At 64.4% G+C, this 16,524-nt stretch carries 12 protein-coding genes; 11 read left to right on the plus strand and 1 reads right to left on the minus strand.

The window, feature by feature from the left end:
• The first annotated feature begins 36 nt into the window (after positions 1 to 36).
• The 11 genes from ACVILI_RS14170 to ACVILI_RS14220 all read left to right on the plus strand — a co-directional run bounded on the left by ACVILI_RS14170 (position 37) and on the right by ACVILI_RS14220 (position 14,080).
• Positions 37 to 1,407 (plus strand): ATP-binding protein, encoded by a 1,371-nt coding sequence (locus ACVILI_RS14170; RefSeq protein ID WP_051112886.1) that lies wholly within the window; start codon positions 37 to 39, stop codon positions 1,405 to 1,407.
• 206 nt (positions 1,408 to 1,613) lie between these two features.
• Positions 1,614 to 2,051, plus strand: a complete 438-nt coding sequence (locus ACVILI_RS14175; protein ID WP_038652364.1) for a hypothetical protein — start codon at positions 1,614 to 1,616, stop codon at positions 2,049 to 2,051.
• A gap of 172 nt (positions 2,052 to 2,223) precedes the next feature.
• Positions 2,224 to 3,363: a c-type cytochrome biogenesis protein CcmI gene (ccmI, locus tag ACVILI_RS14180; RefSeq protein WP_240564689.1), complete on the plus strand. Its 1,140-nt coding sequence runs from the start codon at positions 2,224 to 2,226 to the stop codon at positions 3,361 to 3,363.
• Positions 3,364 to 3,371: 8 nt separating this feature from the next.
• On the plus strand, positions 3,372 to 3,815 hold the full coding sequence (gene ccmE, locus ACVILI_RS14185; RefSeq protein ID WP_010915048.1) for a cytochrome c maturation protein CcmE: 444 nt from the start codon (positions 3,372 to 3,374) through the stop codon (positions 3,813 to 3,815).
• Between the two features lie 38 nt (positions 3,816 to 3,853).
• Positions 3,854 to 5,845 (plus strand): heme lyase CcmF/NrfE family subunit, encoded by a 1,992-nt coding sequence (locus tag ACVILI_RS14190; RefSeq protein WP_038645596.1) that lies wholly within the window; start codon positions 3,854 to 3,856, stop codon positions 5,843 to 5,845.
• Positions 5,842 to 6,309, plus strand: a complete 468-nt coding sequence (locus ACVILI_RS14195) for a cytochrome c-type biogenesis protein (protein ID WP_038645598.1) — start codon at positions 5,842 to 5,844, stop codon at positions 6,307 to 6,309. Before ACVILI_RS14190 ends, ACVILI_RS14195 begins: the two co-directional genes overlap by 4 nt.
• Positions 6,310 to 6,442: 133 nt before the next feature.
• A complete protein-coding gene (locus tag ACVILI_RS14200; RefSeq protein WP_019857150.1) occupies positions 6,443 to 7,993 on the plus strand; it encodes a Do family serine endopeptidase in 1,551 nt (516 codons plus the stop codon).
• Positions 7,994 to 8,348: 355 nt separating this feature from the next.
• Positions 8,349 to 9,023, plus strand: a complete 675-nt coding sequence (locus ACVILI_RS14205) for a response regulator transcription factor (protein ID WP_027046649.1) — start codon at positions 8,349 to 8,351, stop codon at positions 9,021 to 9,023.
• A gap of 8 nt (positions 9,024 to 9,031) precedes the next feature.
• Positions 9,032 to 10,510, plus strand: a complete 1,479-nt coding sequence (locus tag ACVILI_RS14210) for a sensor histidine kinase (protein WP_038645603.1) — start codon at positions 9,032 to 9,034, stop codon at positions 10,508 to 10,510.
• Positions 10,510 to 13,470, plus strand: a complete 2,961-nt coding sequence (locus ACVILI_RS14215) for a bifunctional [glutamine synthetase] adenylyltransferase/[glutamine synthetase]-adenylyl-L-tyrosine phosphorylase (protein ID WP_240564690.1) — start codon at positions 10,510 to 10,512, stop codon at positions 13,468 to 13,470. The genes ACVILI_RS14210 and ACVILI_RS14215 overlap by 1 nt, the downstream gene beginning before the upstream one ends.
• Positions 13,471 to 13,609: 139 nt before the next feature.
• Positions 13,610 to 14,080 carry an EF-hand domain-containing protein gene (locus ACVILI_RS14220; protein WP_038652367.1) on the plus strand — a complete coding sequence of 157 codons (471 nt, stop codon included), beginning with the start codon at positions 13,610 to 13,612 and terminating at the stop codon, positions 14,078 to 14,080.
• A 45-nt stretch (positions 14,081 to 14,125) separates the two neighbouring features.
• On the opposite strand, the gene ACVILI_RS14225 is transcribed toward ACVILI_RS14220, so the two are convergent.
• Positions 14,126 to 16,447, minus strand: a complete 2,322-nt coding sequence (locus tag ACVILI_RS14225; RefSeq protein ID WP_019857156.1) for a PAS domain-containing sensor histidine kinase — start codon at positions 16,445 to 16,447, stop codon at positions 14,126 to 14,128.
• Between the last annotated feature and the right edge of the window lie 77 nt (positions 16,448 to 16,524).

A 16,524-nucleotide genomic window follows, 5' to 3' on the forward strand; every position in this document is an offset into this window, starting at 1 on the left:
GAACCGCTCAAACCAACCGCAAGGGCGCCGCTTTCGCTGCGTTTGTGGCCGCGTTCGCTGACGTTCCGCGTCATCGCCTTTTCCACCGTGTGGGCGATCCTGACCCTTGTCGTTATTTTCACCCTGATCACCACGCTCTACCGCCAGGCCAGCGAGCGCGGCTTCGACAGCCTGCTTTCGGCGCATCTGTTCAACCTGATCGGGTCCATCGGCATTTCCGACACCGGTGCGCTCACCGGCGCCCCGGACCTTGGCGACCTCCGCTTCTCCGAGCCGAATTCCGGTTGGTACTGGTCGGTCGAGCCTGCCTCGGAAGGTGTGCATGGTGACCTTCATTCGTCGTCGATGACGAGCAAAATTCCGTCGCCAAGCGTCGCCGAGGTGCCCTTCAATGCCAGCTTCCAGCGCAGCTATTCGGCCGAAGGGATAGACGGCGAGCAGCTCGAAGTGTTCGAGAGCGAATTCGTGCTCGATGCCAAGAACCGCGCCGCGCGTTTTCGCGTGATGGGCAACCAGAGCGAACTCGAACAGGAAATCGCCACCTTCCAGCGCCGCCTGCTGACCTATCTCAGCCTGTTCGGCGTCGGCATGATCGCCATCAACGCCATTGCCATCCTGCTCGGCCTGCAGCCGCTGCGCCGGGTGCGCAACGCCCTTGCCATGGTGCGCGAAGGCACCGCGCAGCGGCTCGACGGCCGCTTTCCTGCCGAGATCGAGCCGTTAGCCAACGAAACCAACGCCTTGATCGAAAACAACAAACGCATCGTCGAGCGCTCGCGAACCCAGGTCGGCAATCTCGCCCATTCGCTGAAGACGCCGCTTGCGGTGCTGCTCAATGAGGGCCGGGCGCTTGGCGGCGCCAAGGGACAATTGATCGCCGAGCAGGCCGCCTCGATGCAGAAGCAGGTCGACCATTATTTGCAGCGCGCCCGCGTCGCGGCTCAGCGCGACAGCGTCGTCTATCGTACGCCGGTGGCGCCGCTGGTGCAGCGCATGGTGCGGGTCTTGCAGAAGCTCAATCCGCAGACCAGCCTGTCGCTGTCCCTGCCGGCCACCGAGATCGTCTTTGCCGGGGAGCGCGAGGACCTCGAGGAACTGCTCGGCAATCTTCTCGAAAATGCGATGAAATGGGCAAAAAGCGCGGTCTCGGTCACGGTGGCGCCCCTGGCCGGCAAGGACGACAATCTTTTCGAGATCAGCATCGACGACGACGGTCCTGGCATTCCCGAGGACAAGGCGCGCGACGCGCTGAAGCGTGGAAGGCGTCTGGACGAGACAAAACCGGGAACAGGTCTGGGACTTGCCATTGTCGCCGACCTCGTCAACGAGTATGGAGGCGTTCTCGCGCTCGAACGGTCCGACCTGGGTGGATTGAAGGCAGCGGTGCGCTTGCGGAGCCTTCAGTGATGATCCCGGACCAATCGACAGCGATGGAAGGCGTTTGTCATGGCGGCATATCGATTGATCCCGGAGCAATGCCGATTGCTCTCGAACTTGCTGGCAGCGGCCAAATTTCCGACAAATATCAATACTATGGCCACGCCTACTTCTCCGATGACGCGGCCCCCGGCGCATCCATGGCAGGCTCCAACTCAAGAAAACCGGTTGTTGGCATGAAGATTCGCGTCGCGCTTGTTTCCGCATTGCTGGCCGTCTCCGGCTGCACCACCTTGAGCGGCAAGGGCCCTACCGTGACTCCGACACCGGCCTCGACGCCTCCGACAAGCGGCAAGGTCACCAAGTCGATCATTTCGGCGATGGACGGCGGCCTCGTCGGCGGCTCGATCGGCAATGGCCTCAGCGACGCCGAGAAGCGCAGTGCGCTCGAGGCCGAATACAAGGCGCTTGAATATACGACGAGCGGTCAGAAAGTGGCGTGGAAAGGCGATCAGGCTTCGCACTATGGCGAGGTGGTTCCGGCCCAGCCCTATCGCGTCGGTTCGCAGGACTGCCGCCAATACACGCAGACGGTGTTCACCGGCGGCGCCGGGGTGACGGCGCGCGGAACCGCTTGCCGCAATGCCGATGGCAGCTGGACGCCGCTAACCTGACAGCTGCATGTCGCCCAAAAGTGCGCAGCGGTTTTGGGACAATGACATGCACCAAAAACGGACCGGCCCAGCTCCGGTTGATGTCGATCAAGGACGTCAGGCGCGCTGACCGTCAAAGCGTCGCAGGATGCCTGTGTTGGCAGGGCGGGGCTCTGTCGTTATTGGAAGAACCATGCTGTTCTGGGTCATAGCCGCGATACTGACGCTCGGCGCGAGCCTGGCGGTGCTGCTGCCGCTGGCCGCGGGAGCCAAGGGCACGTCGTCGAGTGGCGATCACGATCTGGAAGTCTATCGCGACCAGTTGTCCGAGCTTGACCGCGACGCCGGGCGCGGCTTGATCCAGCCGGTGGAAGCGGCCGAGGCGCGCGCCGAAATCGCGCGCCGCATCCTGCGCCTCGACAATGCCGATACGGCCGGCAAGGCATCGGCCCGGCCGGCTTCGGTCACGGCGCGGCTTGTCGCGACCGTGGCGGTGCTGGCGGTCCCGCTGGTCAGCTGGGGTGTTTACAGCCAGATCGGCTCGCCTGACTTGCCGGCGCAGCCGCTCAGCCAACGGCTGACCAAGAACCCGGCCGACAGTTCGGTCGACGAATTGGTTGCACGCGCCGAGGCCCACCTTGCCGCCAACCCGTCCGACGGCAGGGGGTGGGACGTGCTGGCCCCGGTCTATCTGCGCGTGCAGCGCTTCTCCGACGCGGTCGCCGCGTACCGCAATGCCATCCGCCTCGCCGGCGACAGCGCTGTTCGCCAGGCCGGCCTCGGCGAGGCAATCGCCGGTGCCGCGGGCGGTATCGTTTCCGCCGATGCCCAGGATGCCTTCGAGGCGGCGCTGAAGCTCGATCCCGCCAATGCCAAGGCCAGCTTCTACCTGGCCGTGGCCTTGGCGCAGGAGGGGCGCAACAAGGAAGCGACCACGGCCTGGCAGGCGATGTTGGGCACTTTGCCGCCGGATTCGCCATGGCGCAGTGCCGTCGAGCAGGCACTGGCAAAATCCGCTAGCCCCGAAGTCGCTTCCGGCGCGGCCGCGAAGGGCCCCGATGCCGCAGATGTCGACGCCGCATCCTCCATGTCGCCGCAGGATCGCGAAGCCATGATCAACACCATGGTCGCCGGCCTCGACGAAAAACTGCGGCAAAATCCGCGAGACACGGAAGGATGGATGCGGCTCGTTCGTTCCTATGTCGTGCTGGGCAAAACCGATCAGGCGCGCGAGGCGCTCGGTCGCGCCATCGCCGTCTTTGGCGCCGGCAGCGACGAAGCCAAGAAATTCACCGCCTTTGCCGCCTCGCTCGGCCTGACGGCGACGGAGTAAAACGTGTCATGACACGCAAGCAGAAGCGATTGTCGGTCATCGTGGGCGGATTGGCTTTCCTGGGTGCCGCCACCGGGCTGACCTTCTACGCGCTTGGCCAGAAGGCCTCCTACTTCTACATGCCGGCCGACCTCACCACGGCGAGCGTCCAGCCCGGCCAGCGCATCAGGCTCGGCGGTTTGGTCGAAAAAGGCACCATCCAGCGCGGGCAGGGCGCGACGGTCGCCTTTTCGGTCACCGACACGCACAAATCGGTCAAGGTCACCTATACCGGCATCTTGCCCGACCTCTTTCGCGAGGAGCAGGGCGTCATCACCGAGGGCAGTTTCGGTCCGGACGGCGTCTTTGTTGCCGACAGCGTGCTTGCCAAGCATGATGAGCGCTATATGCCCAAGGAAGTGGCCGACGGGCTGAAGGCCAAGGGCGTCTGGCAGGAGAGCAAGAGTGAATAGCCCTGGCGGGAGAGCAAGAGTGAATTGCGGAAACAACCATGGTTGAGACCGGACATTTCGCCCTGGTCCTGGCGTTTGCGCTTTCGCTGGTGCAGACGATCGTGCCGCTGTTCGGCGCACGCCTCAACAACCAGCGCCTGATGGCTGTCGGCGGTCCTGTCGCCGTGACCGGCTTCGCGCTGACGGCGCTGTCCTTTGTCGCATTGGCGAGCGCCTATGCGAACTCCGATTTCTCCGTGGCGAGCGTCTGGGAAAACTCGCATTCGCTGCAGCCGATGATCTACAAGATCACCGGAACCTGGGGCAATCACGAAGGCTCGATGCTGCTCTGGGTGCTGATCCTGACCTTCTTTGGCGCGCTTGTCGCCGCTTTCGGCTCCAATCTGCCGGCGACGCTGCGCGCCAATGTGCTGGCCGTCCAGGGCGCTATCGGCGCTGCCTTCTTCCTGTTCATCCTGGCGACGTCCAATCCTTTCATCCGGCTCAATCCGGCGCCGATCGAGGGCCGCGACCTCAACCCGGTCCTGCAGGATCTCGGCCTGGCCATTCATCCGCCGCTGCTCTATCTCGGCTATGTCGGCTTCTCCATCTGCTTTTCCTTCTCGGTCGCCGCCCTGATCGAGGGGCGCATCGACGCCTCCTGGGCGCGCTGGGTGCGGCCATGGACGCTGGTCGCCTGGATGTTCTTAACTGGCGGCATCGCCATGGGGTCGTACTGGGCCTATTACGAACTCGGCTGGGGCGGTTTCTGGTTCTGGGATCCGGTCGAGAACGCCTCCTTCATGCCGTGGCTGGCGGGCACCGCGCTGCTGCATTCGGCGATCGTCATGGAAAAGCGCTCGGCGCTGAAGATCTGGACGCTGCTGCTCGCCATCCTCACCTTTTCGCTGTCGCTGCTCGGCACCTTCCTGGTCCGTTCGGGCGTGCTCACCTCGGTGCATGCCTTCGCCACCGATCCGGCGCGCGGCGTCTTCATCCTGTGCATCCTGACGCTGTTCATCGGTGGCTCGCTGGCGCTGTTTGCGCTGCGCGCCTCGCGATTGACCGCCGGCGGCCTGTTCCATCCGATCTCGCGTGAAGGCGCGCTCGTCCTCAACAATCTGTTCCTGACCACGGCGACCGCCACAGTGCTCGTCGGCACGCTCTATCCGCTGGCGCTGGAGGCGCTCACCGGCGACAAGATCTCGGTCGGGGCACCGTTCTTCGACCTGACCTTCGGCCCATTGATGCTGCCGCTTCTGGTCCTCGTGCCGTTCGGCCCGCTGCTCGCCTGGAAGCGCGGCGACATCATCGCCGCGTCTCAGCGTCTTATGGCGGCCTTTGCCACGGCGCTGGCGGCGATGCTCGTCACCGGCCTGTTTATCGACGGCGCCTCGGTGTTCGCCGCCCTCGGCATCGGCCTTGCGGTCTGGCTGGTCGCCGGTGCGCTCACCGACCTTGCCGTCAAGTCCGGCGTCGGATCGGTTGCGCCGGCGGTCATGCTCAGGCGCTTTGCCGGCCTGCCGCGCTCGGTCTTCGGCACGGCATTGGCCCATCTCGGCCTCGGCCTGACCTTGCTCGGCATCGTCGCCACGCTCTCTTTCGGCACCGAGAAGATCCTCACCATGCGCGCCGGCGAGACGGTGGAATTGTCTGGCCATACGCTGCGTTTCGTCGGGCTTTATCCGGCGCAGGGGCCAAACTACAGCGAGGACCGTGGCCGCTTCGAGCTGATCGGTGTCAGCGGCAGTCCTGTCGGCGAAATCAGTTCCGCCAAGCGTTTCTATCCGGTGCGGCAGACGACGACGACGGAGTCCGGCATCAAGACCCTTGGTCTTTCCCAGCTCTACCTATCGCTTGGCGACGAGGCCAAGGACGGCACGGTCGTGGTGCGCCTGTGGTGGAAGCCGCTGGTGACACTGATCTGGGGCGGCGGTCTGGTGATGATGGCGGGCGCCGCCATGTCGCTGATGGACAGGCGTCTGCGTGTCGGCGCGCCCTCGCGCCGGCGCAAGCAGGCGAACGTCGTGGCGCCCACGGTCCTGCCATGAAGGCAAGGTTCTGCGCCGCGTTGCTCGTCCTGATGCTGGCGCTCGGCTTTGCCGGCACGGCGCTGGCGGTGAAGCCTGACGAGATGCTGGCCGATCCGGCGCTCGAGGCGCGGGCGCGGGCGCTGTCGGAAGGCCTGCGCTGCATGGTCTGCCAGAACCAGTCGATTGACGAATCCGACGCCGACCTTGCCCGCGACCTGCGCATCCTGGTGCGTCAGCGCCTCGTCGCCGGCGATACCGACCAGCAGGTCATGGACTATGTGGTTTCGCGCTACGGCGAATTCGTGCTGCTGAAGCCGCGCTTCGACCTGCGCAACGCACTGCTTTGGGGCACGCCGGCGCTGTTGCTGCTGGTCGGAGGCGTGTTCATCGTGCTGACCGCGCGCTCGCGCCGACCCCTGGCGACAAAGAGCCTGTCCGCCGATGAACAGGCGGCATTGGACGCTATCCTGCACCGCGACTGACGGCTCCCTTCGACCGCCAACATTACCAAAGTTTCATGCGTCGGAAATGGCGCGGTAATGTGCGCCGCTCTAATTCTCCTTTCCTGAGGATGCCGATCAAGCCGCGTCCCTTTGAAAGAGGATACGAGACCCCATGAATATTGCCCCCAATTCATACTCCCGCACCCGCAAGCGTCTCCTGGCTGCCGCCGCTTCCGTCGCCGTTGCCGGCGTGATCGGCGTTGGCGCGCTGACCAGCGGAACCAGCCCCGTTCTGGCCGATGCCGTACGCGTCGAGGCGCCGCAGGTGCAAGGTTTCGCCGATGTCGTCGAGCGCGTGTCGCCCGCCGTGGTCAGCGTCAAGGTGAAGGCCAAGATCCAGCCGACCGCCGATGATGGCTCCGATGGCCAGGACGGCTTCGACAATCTTCCCAACAATCCGCAACTGCGCCGCTTCTTCAAGGAATTCCGGGGCTTTGGCGACCAGGGCGGCCAGGATGACGAAGGCCATCGCCGCTTCGGTCACCGCGACCACAGCAATGACCAGCCGCGCCCGGTGGCGCAGGGCTCCGGCTTCTTCATTTCCGAGGACGGCTACCTCGTCACCAACAACCACGTCGTCGAAGAGGGCACCGCCTTCACCGTGGTGACCAATGACGGCAAGGAACTCGACGCCAAGCTGGTCGGCACCGACCCGCGCACCGATCTCGCCGTGCTGAAGGTCGAAGGTGGTGGCAAGTTCACCTATGTCGACTTCGCCGACGATTCCAAGGTTCGCGTCGGCGACTGGGTCGTGGCAGTCGGCAATCCGTTCGGCCTCGGCGGCACCGTCACCGCCGGCATCGTATCGGCGCGCGGCCGCGATATCGGCGCCGGCCCCTACGACGATTTCCTGCAGATCGACGCCTCGGTCAACCGCGGCAATTCGGGTGGCCCGACCTTCAACCTCAACGGTCAGGTGGTCGGCATCAACACGGCGATCTTCTCGCCCTCGGGCGGCAGTGTCGGCATCGCCTTCGACATTCCTGCCTCGACCGCCAAGCAGGTTGTCGAGGACCTGATGAAGAGTGGCGCGGTGCAGCGCGGCTGGCTGGGCGTCGAAATCCAGCCGGTTACCTCGGACATCGCCGAATCGCTCGGTCTGAAGTCCAACAATGGTGCGTTGGTGTCGAGTGCCCAGGACGAAGGTCCCGGCAAGAAGGCCGGCATCACGGCTGGCGACGTCATCACCCAGGTCGACGGCAAGGATGTTGCCTCGCCGAAGGAACTCGCCCGCCTGATCGGCGCCTATTCGCCCGGCAAGTCGGTTGACGTCACCGTCTGGCGTGGCGGCAAGAGCCAGACGATCAAGGTCGATCTCGGCAAGCTGCCGGCCAGCGACAAGCAGGCCTCGAACGATCAGCAGCAGCCACCCGCCGCTCCGGCGAAGCCTGATACGCTGGCCGATCTCGGCCTCACCGTCACCAAATCCGAAAACGGCAAGGGCCTTGTGGTGACCGATGTCGATCCCGACAGCGCTGCGGCCGACCGCGGCATTCAGCCGGGAGACATCATCACCGCGGTCAATTCGAACGAAGTGAATGGCACCGAGGATGTCACCAAGGCGATGACCGACGCGGTGAAGTCCGGCCGCAAGGCGGTGCTGATGCAGGTAACCCGCGACAACAACAACCGTTTCGTCGCGCTGCCCGTCGCCAAGGGCTGACAACGACTTTTCCGGTGCGGCGGTATCAAACACCCCCGAGCCGCCGCACGGGAAAGCATGGAGCCGGGTACGTTAGTCAGTCATCGTGCTCTCCTCCAGCGGCAGCGGGCCTCCCATCGCCCGCTGCCGCACATTCTAAAAGCCGCCCAAAAACGCTGCCTCGGGCCTGAGCCGAGAGAATGTGATGATTTGCCCGATCATGCCTCGAAGCGGGCGTGTCCGGGATGAAGACAATCACAGAGTAAGATTCTTCCGCGCGGGACCTCGATCATCTTGATCGCGATGCGCTTTGGCAAAGGCTAAAATGCAGATGTCTGCCACTCAACCTTCCAGCGAAATCGCGTATAACGGCCCTATGAAGATTCTCGTCATAGAAGACGATCGCGAGGCTGCCGATTATCTGCAGAAAGCCTTCACCGAGGCTGGTCATACCGCCCATGTCGCCGGTGACGGCGAGACCGGTTTTGCGCTTGCGGATGCCGGCGACTATGACGTGATGGTCATCGACCGGATGATGCCGCGCCGCGACGGTCTGTCGGTCATTGCCGGTCTTCGCTCCCGCGGCAACACCACGCCCGTGCTGATCCTGTCGGCGCTGGGCGAGGTCGATGACCGGGTCACCGGCCTGCGCGCCGGCGGCGACGATTATCTGACCAAGCCCTATGCGTTTTCCGAACTTCTGGCTCGCGTCGAGGTGTTGAACCGCCGTGCCAGTGCCAAGGAAGCCGAAACCGTCTACCGGGTTGGCGACCTTGAACTCGACAGGCTGTCGCATTCGGTGCGCCGGGCGGCGCGCGAGATCACCCTGCAGCCGCGCGAGTTCCGCCTGCTCGAATATCTGATGCGCCATGCCGGCCAGGTGGTGACGCGCACCATGCTGCTCGAAAATGTCTGGGATTATCATTTCGACCCGCAGACCAATGTCATCGATGTCCACGTCTCGCGGCTGCGCGGCAAGATCGAAAAAGGCTTCGACAAGCCGATCCTGCATACGGTTCGGGGCGCCGGCTACATGCTGAAGGGCGGCTAGGCGACAGCATGGCTCTCTCCGTGCCGGCCATCATGAGGACGACGGCAGCGCGGCTTTCGGCGCTTTACCTTCTGCTCTTCGCGCTCTGCGCCGTTCTGCTCGTCTTCTACATGACCTCGCTTTCGGCGCGCATGCTGACGGCGCAGACGCAGGAGACCATCAACGACGAAGTGCTGGGCCTCGCCCGCGCCTATCAGCGCGGCGGCCTGCCCGTGCTGGTGCGCGTGGTCGAAAACCGCTCCCGCCAGCCTGGGGCCAACCTCTATCTCATCGCCGATGCCAACGGCCAGATTCTAACCGGCAACGTACAGAGCCTCGAGCCGGGGGTGATCGACACCGAGGGTTGGACGACCGAGCCGTTCTCCTACAAGCGCTTTGGCGAAGGCGAGCTTGATCGCCTGCGCAGCGGAACGTCAGACCAGACGCCGCCGCCTGCGACCGGCGAGAACGCGGTGCCGGCCGAAGGCGAGAAGGGCCACAACGCCATTGCGCTGGTGCTGCGGCTGCCTAACCAGATGATCATGCTGGTCGGCCGCGATCTTGGCGAACCGGAGCGCTTTCGTGCCGTCATCCGCCGTGCGCTGACGCTGGCGCTCGGCATGATGGGGCTCGGCGGACTGCTAATCTGGTTCTTTGTCGGCCGCGCCGCGCTGAAGCGCATCGACAGCGTCTCGGAGGCCAGTCGTCGCATCATGGGCGGTGATCTCTCGGGCCGGCTGCCGGTGACCGGCGCCGGCGATGAATTCGACCGGCTTTCGGAAAATCTCAATTCCATGCTGGCCAGGATCGCCACGCTCAACGAAGGCCTCAAGCAGGTTTCCGACAACATCGCGCATGATCTGAAGACGCCGCTGACCCGGCTGCGCAACCGCGCCGAAGCGATACTTTCGGGCAAGCACAAGCCCGCCGACTACCGCCAGGCGCTGGAAAGCACCATCGCCGAGTCCGACCAGCTGATAAAGACCTTCAACGCCATCCTGATGATCTCTCGGCTCGAGGCCGGATATTCGTCAGAGCACACCAATCGCGTCGATCTGGCGGCGGCCGTGCGTGATGTCGCCGAGCTCTACGAGCCGGTGGCGGAAGAGGCTGGCGTTTCGCTCGAAGCCGACGTGAATGGCGCTTTTCTTGTCGACGGCAACCGCGAGCTGATCGGCCAGGCGCTGTCCAACATCGTCGACAATGCGATCAAATATTCGACGGACTCCACATCCAAGCCGGCCGTTCGCGTGACGCTCGAGCGGACCCATGGCGAGATCAGGCTTTGTGTCGTCGACAACGGCCAGGGCATTCCGGACGATGCCGATCGGGCCCGGGCGACCGAACGTTTCGTGCGGCTGGAGAAGAGCCGTTCGCAACCGGGCTCCGGCCTTGGCCTCAGCCTCGCTAAGGCGGTCATGAGTTTCCATCATGGAAGGCTTGATCTCTTGCCTGGCAATCCGGGACTATCCGTGGTCATGAGTTTCCCCGCACGGGAGGATCACTGATGGCTGCGGTTGCGAAGCGGACGGTCACGGACTGGCAGTTGAAGCCTGCCCTTGGGCTCGCCCCTCTCGACGAAGCCAGGTCGCGGCAGGAACTGGCCGAAATCGCCGCGGCTGCACGCGAAGAAGGGTTGACGCGGCTGGCCAAATTCCTGGCCGGCAAGGGGGAGGGCCGGGATTTCTTGGCCGCAGTCTTCGACCTCTCGCCGTTTTTGCGTGACGCGGCGCGGCGCAGGCCTCGTATCCTGGATGCCCTTTTCGACCAGCCGGTCGAGGCGCGCCTGGAGGCGATCACCGCCGCGATCGAACAGGCGCCGTTGGCCGAGGCGGTCTCCGAATCCAGCCTGATGATGGAACTGCGCCAGTGCAAAGCCGAGGCACATTTCCTGATCGCGCTGGCTGACCTTGCCGGTGAGGCGGAAACGTCGCTGACCGTGCGGCGTTTGAGTGATCTTGCCGATGCCTGCTCTCGCGCGGCCGTCGACTTCCTGCTGCGCGACGCGCATGGCCAGGGCAAGCTCAAACTGCGGGATCTCGACAACCCGTCGCTGCAATCGGGCTGGATCCTGCTCGGCATGGGCAAGCTTGGCGCGCATGAGCTGAATTTCTCCTCCGACATCGATCTTGTCGTCTTCTTCGATCCGGAAGCGCCTGCCGTGGTCGACCCGCTCGACGCCACGGAGCTGTTTTCGCGGCTGACGCGGCGCTTGGTGCGCATCCTGCAGGACCGCACCGAGCACGGCTATGTCTTCCGCACCGATCTCAGGCTGCGTCCCGATCCCGGTTCGACGCCGCTGGCGATTCCGGTTGAAGCGGCTCTGCGCTATTACGAAGCGCGCGGCCAGAACTGGGAACGCGCGGCGATGATCAAGGCGCGTCCGGTGGCCGGCGATCTGGCTGCGGGTGCTGCATTCCTCAGGGAACTCCAGCCCTATATCTGGCGCAAATACATGGACTACGCGGCGATTGCCGACGTCCATTCGATCAAGCGCCAGATCCACGCCCACAAGGGCCATGGCGAGATCGCCGTGAAGGGCCATAACGTCAAGCTCGGCCGAGGCGGCATCCGCGAAATCGAGTTCTTCGTCCAGACCCAGCAGCTCATCGCCGGCGGCCGCTTCCCCGAACTGCGCGGCCGTGAAACGGTGCCGATGCTTGGCCAGCTCGCCGCGCGCGGCTGGATCACCGCCGATGCGCGTGACGCACTCGCGCGCCAATACTGGTTCCTGCGCCGTGTCGAGCATGCCGTTCAGATGGTGGCGGACGAGCAGACGCACACGCTGCCGGAAGACGATGAAGGGCTGGAGCGCATCGCCCACATGCTGGGCTTTGCCGATGCGGCGGGGTTTTCCCTGGCATTCCGCGCCTCGCTGCAGCAGGTCGAGCGCCATTATGCAGCCCTTTTTGAAACGGCCCCGGAGCTTTCGGCGGGGATCGGCAATCTGGTCTTCACCGGCGATGTCGATGACCCCAACACGCTGCAGACCTTGCAGGGTCTCGGCTTCCAGCGGCCGAGCGACATCTGCCGCGTCATCCGCGGCTGGCATTTCGGCCGCTATCGCGTCACCCAGTCGGCGGAAGCGCGTGAGCGGTTGACGGAATTGACGCCAGCGCTGCTCAAGGCCTTCGGCCAGACGCGCCGGGCGGACGAAGCCTTGATCCGTTTCGACGAATTCCTTGCCGGCCTGCCTGCCGGCATCCAGCTGTTCTCGCTGTTGCAGTCCAACCCGGCGCTGCTCAAGCTGATGGCGACGATCATGGGCGCCGCGCCTCGGCTGGCGGCGATCATCACGCGCCGGCCGCATGTTTTCGACGGCCTGCTCGACCCGGCCTTGCTGACTGAACTCCCCGACCGCGCCTATCTCTCGGCACGGCTTTCCGCCTTCCTTGAAGGCGACAGGGCCTATGAGGAGGTGCTCGACCGGCTGCGCATCTTTGCCTCGGAACAAAAGTTTCTGATCGGCGTGCGGCTGCTTGCCGGTTCGATCGATCCGGCCCGCGCCGGCCGCGCCTTTTCCGATCTCGCCGATCTCACCATCGAGGCGGCGTTGCAGGCGGTGACCGCCGAATTCGCGGCGCGCCACGGCACGATCGCCGGCGGCGTGGTTTCGCTGCTCGGCATGGGCAAGCTCGGCAGCCGCGAATTGACCGCGGGATCGGACGTCGATCTCATCCTGCTCTACGACCATGACGCGGACGCCGAGGACTCCGACGGCGACAAGCCGCTGGCGCCTTCCCACTACTACACCCGCATGACGCAGCGGCTGATCTCGGCCGTATCGGCGCCGACGGCGGAAGGAGTGCTCTACGAACTCGACCTGCGGCTGCGGCCGTCCGGCAACAAGGGGCCGGTGGCCACCCACATCGATGCCTTCAAGAAATACCAGCGCCAGGAGGCCTGGACCTGGGAACACATGGCGCTGTCGCGGGCACGCGCCATTGGCGGCGATGCCGGCCTGTGCGCCGAGGTCGAAGCGGAAGTCGCAGCCGTGCTTGGCCAGCCGCGCGACGCGGCAAAGGTGAAGACCGAAGCCTCGGACATGCGCGCCATGATCGAGAAGGAAAAGCCGGCACGCGATCTCTGGGACATCAAGCTGATTCCCGGCGGGCTGATCGATCTCGAATTCATCGCCCAGGTGGCTGTCATCACCGGGAAGGTCGAGGCCGGGCCGCGTGTCACCGGTACGGCGGAGATCCTGTCCCGCCTCGCGCCTGGCTTCGCCGGTGCCGGGGTCAGGCAAGAGCTTGGTGCCGCCTTCGCACTCTATCTGGCGCTGACCCAGATGACCCGGCTGTGCCTCACCGGCCCGTTCGAGCGCGACGACGTTCCGCCGGGGCTTTCGGATCTGCTTCTGGCGGTCACCGACCTGCCGGATTTCGGTGTGCTGGAAGCACATCTCAAGGAGACGTCGCAGAAGGTCAGGAAGGACTTTGATCTTTTGCTTCATGCCGGACGACCATGAAATAACTGTCGAAGCGTCGGACCCAAAAGTGGAAGCCGGTTTTGGGAAAATCCGATGCTCGAACAATGAGATAGAGCGGCAACAGGATCGAAGATCCGCCGCTCTCGCATCGGGGGTGACGATGCAACAGGAGAAGACCATGAGAAAGTCAACCAAGCTTGCCCTCGCCTTCGCAGCACTTGCCGGCGCCGTCGGCACCACCGCCTATGCCGAAAACAATGCCAGCGCGAAAATGCGCGACGGCATGATGGCCCGACTCGACAAGGCGATGAGCTATTCAGGCGGCGCCATCACCTTCGACCAGTTTTCCGACGCCATGAACGCGCGGCTGAAGAAGCTCGTTGCCGACAATGGCGGCAAGCTGACCGTCGCCCAACTCGCCGACGCGCTGGAGAAGGCGCGCTTCGAGCGGATGGCCAGGCGCATCATCGCCCGCTACGACACCAAGGGCGACGGCACGCTGACCACGGATGACATCACCGGTCGTGAGAAGAAGGTGTTCGCCATGCTCGACAAGAACAATGACGGCAAGATCGAGAAGAGCGAACTGCCGAAGGGCCATCGCCTTGGCCATCACCGCCAATCGGATGATGACGACGGCGTCCAATAACATTGTTTGATCAAGGCTCCGGCGATATCGCTCGGAGCCTGCTGCTCAAGCGGCGGCCCTGACGGCCGGCGGCGCCTTCTTCACTGGAATGCGCACCGACACGATCGTGCCGACACCTTCGGTCGAACGGATCTTCAGCGCGCCGCCCTGGAGCTCGGCCAGCGAACGTGAGATGGCGAGACCGAGACCGGACCCAGCATGGTTCTTGGAGAACTGGTTTTGCACCTGTTCGAAGGGTCGGCCGAGCTTGCCGAGCGCCTCTTTCGGGATGCCGCAGCCATTGTCCTCGATGGTCAGCACCAGCGCGCCCGATGTGTTGCGGGCCCTGACCGATATATGGCCGCCCTGGCCGGTGAACTTCACCGCGTTGGACAGAAGGTTGATGACGATCTGCTTGATCGCCCGGCGATCGGCGAACAGACTCAGAGCGTCGGCGATGCGCGTTTCCACCGTGATCGCCTTTTGCGCTGCCTGCAACGAGACGACGCGCACCGTCTCGCTGATCAGCGGACCGAGGTCGATCTGCTCCTGGTCCAGCGAGAACTGGCCGGCCTCGATCTTGGACATGTCGAGAATATCGTTGATAACGCCGAGCAGGTATTTGCCGCTGCTGTTGATGTCGGTGGCGTACTCCTCGTAGCGCGCCGACCCCAGCGGACCGAACAGCCGCTGTTCCATCAACTCGGAGAAGCCGATGATGGCGTTCAGCGGCGTGCGCAACTCATGCGACATGTTGGCCAGGAATTCGGACTTGGCCCGGTTCGCCGCCTCGGCGCGCTCGGTTTCCTTCATGTATTTGCGGTTGAGGTCGACGAGTTCGCGCGACCGCTCCTCTTCGGCCCGCCGCGCGAGGCTGAGATCATGGATCGTCGCCATCAGCCGCCGTTCGCTGTCGACCAGCTTCTCTTGATGCAGCTTGATCTGGGTGATGTCGGAGCCGACCGAGACGATGCCGCCGTCCCGGGTCCGAAGCTCATTGACCTGCAGCCAGCGGCCGTCGGACAGCTGCCGCTCGAAAGTGGCGCCGCCTTGCGGACCATTGGTGTTGGCAAGCCGGCGTTCGGACGCAAAGGCCAGCATCCGCCCTTCCAGCGAAGCGCGTGTCACACCCGGCATCACGTCGCGATCCGACAGTCCGTTGTCCTGCTGGTATTTGGAGTTGCACATGATCAGCCGCTGCGCCGAATCCCACAGCACGAAGGATTCGTTGATGTTCTCGATCGCTGTTCTCAGGCGAAGGTCGGCGGCTTCGGACCGCAACGCCAGATGGCGCTGTTCGGTGACGTCGACGGCGATGCCGATCAGCTGGATTTCCGGCGCCTCCGGATCCATGACCTGCGCACGAGCACGCATCCACACCCATTGGCCATCGGCATGCCGCATCCGGAACACCTGGTCGATGTGGTCGATTTCGCGAGCGACGATTCTATTGGCGAGCTCGAACAGGTCGCCATCTTCGGGATGGATGATCTCGTCGACCTCGCCGAAGGACAGCATCGTATCGCAGGGCTCGTAGCCCAGCATGTCGTACATGGAACGCGACCAGTACATCTTGCCGCGCACCATGTCCCAGTCCCACAGGCCGCAGCGGCCACGCACCAGCGCCATGTCGATGCGCTGATGCGCTTCGAGATAGATGCGGTCGGCGGCCTGGGCGCGCGCCGCCTGCCCGAAATAGGCGTAGAGGATGATGATCAGCACGCCGGCCGTCAGCACGAACAAGGTGACGTTGAGCGAGACGGTCTTGCGCCACGTGTCGAAGACCGCCTCTTGCGGCACCAGCGCCGCCGCGGCTCCCTTGCGATCCTTGGCCACGCTGACCGCGGCGTACCAGTCCTGGCCGCCGATGTTGACCTCCATGACGCCGGCACGGTCGCCGAACATGAACAGCGGCTGGCCGCCCTGGACGAGGCCGTCGAGCGAATGGCCTTGCCAGGGCATCGAGCGCGGCGTCACCGCGGTGATCCTGAAAGCGCTGTCGGTGATGACGAGCACATGGCTGCGGCCCATCGCGCCCTGGCGGCTGGTGGTCTCCAGCAGGTCCTGGACAGCGCCGGGCACGGTGTCCGAGGTGGTGGCCAGCGAACTGGCCAGCTGGCCCGCCGCCAGCGTTAGGATCGCCTTGGCGTCGCGTTCGACATCGTCGCGCTCATTCATCAGCGACAGCACGCGCAGCGCCGCGATGACGAGCAGGAAGATGATGATGAGGGCCGGTATCGACCGGCGCAGCAGCGGTTCGGCGGCCAGAAGCCGCTTGTAGGCCGGTTCGGCAATGAGCCGCGTATTCCCGGCAAGGCCGTCGCTGCGCGCCTCGCGACGCGCAAAAACCATCCCACCGGGCGCGCCCCACGCGTCCGCCTTTGCCATAAATGGCACTCCCCGAATTGCCTATGCTGCTTTGTGATCCGGCAAACGCCGCACTTCCGAATCGTCAGTAAAGAATC

It is taken from the genome of Mesorhizobium sp. USDA 4775 (genome assembly GCF_054062655.1).

Excerpts from the sequence above, each read along its gene's own strand:
- ACVILI_RS14205 (WP_027046649.1), top strand. The coding sequence starts at position 8,349 with ATGAAGATTCTCGTCATAGAAGACGATCGCGAGGCTGCCGATTATCTG.
- ACVILI_RS14220 (WP_038652367.1), top strand. The coding sequence starts at position 13,610 with ATGAGAAAGTCAACCAAGCTTGCCCTCGCCTTCGCAGCACTTGCCGGC.
- ccmE (WP_010915048.1), top strand. The coding sequence starts at position 3,372 with ATGACACGCAAGCAGAAGCGATTGTCGGTCATCGTGGGCGGATTGGCT.
- ACVILI_RS14200 (WP_019857150.1), top strand. The coding sequence starts at position 6,443 with ATGAATATTGCCCCCAATTCATACTCCCGCACCCGCAAGCGTCTCCTG.
- ACVILI_RS14175 (WP_038652364.1), top strand. The coding sequence starts at position 1,614 with ATGAAGATTCGCGTCGCGCTTGTTTCCGCATTGCTGGCCGTCTCCGGC.
- ACVILI_RS14210 (WP_038645603.1), top strand. The coding sequence starts at position 9,032 with ATGGCTCTCTCCGTGCCGGCCATCATGAGGACGACGGCAGCGCGGCTT.
- ACVILI_RS14225 (WP_019857156.1), bottom strand. The coding sequence starts at position 16,447 with ATGGCAAAGGCGGACGCGTGGGGCGCGCCCGGTGGGATGGTTTTTGCG.
- ACVILI_RS14195 (WP_038645598.1), top strand. The coding sequence starts at position 5,842 with ATGAAGGCAAGGTTCTGCGCCGCGTTGCTCGTCCTGATGCTGGCGCTC.
- ccmI (WP_240564689.1), top strand. The coding sequence starts at position 2,224 with ATGCTGTTCTGGGTCATAGCCGCGATACTGACGCTCGGCGCGAGCCTG.
- ACVILI_RS14215 (WP_240564690.1), top strand. The coding sequence starts at position 10,510 with ATGGCTGCGGTTGCGAAGCGGACGGTCACGGACTGGCAGTTGAAGCCT.
- ACVILI_RS14190 (WP_038645596.1), top strand. The coding sequence starts at position 3,854 with ATGGTTGAGACCGGACATTTCGCCCTGGTCCTGGCGTTTGCGCTTTCG.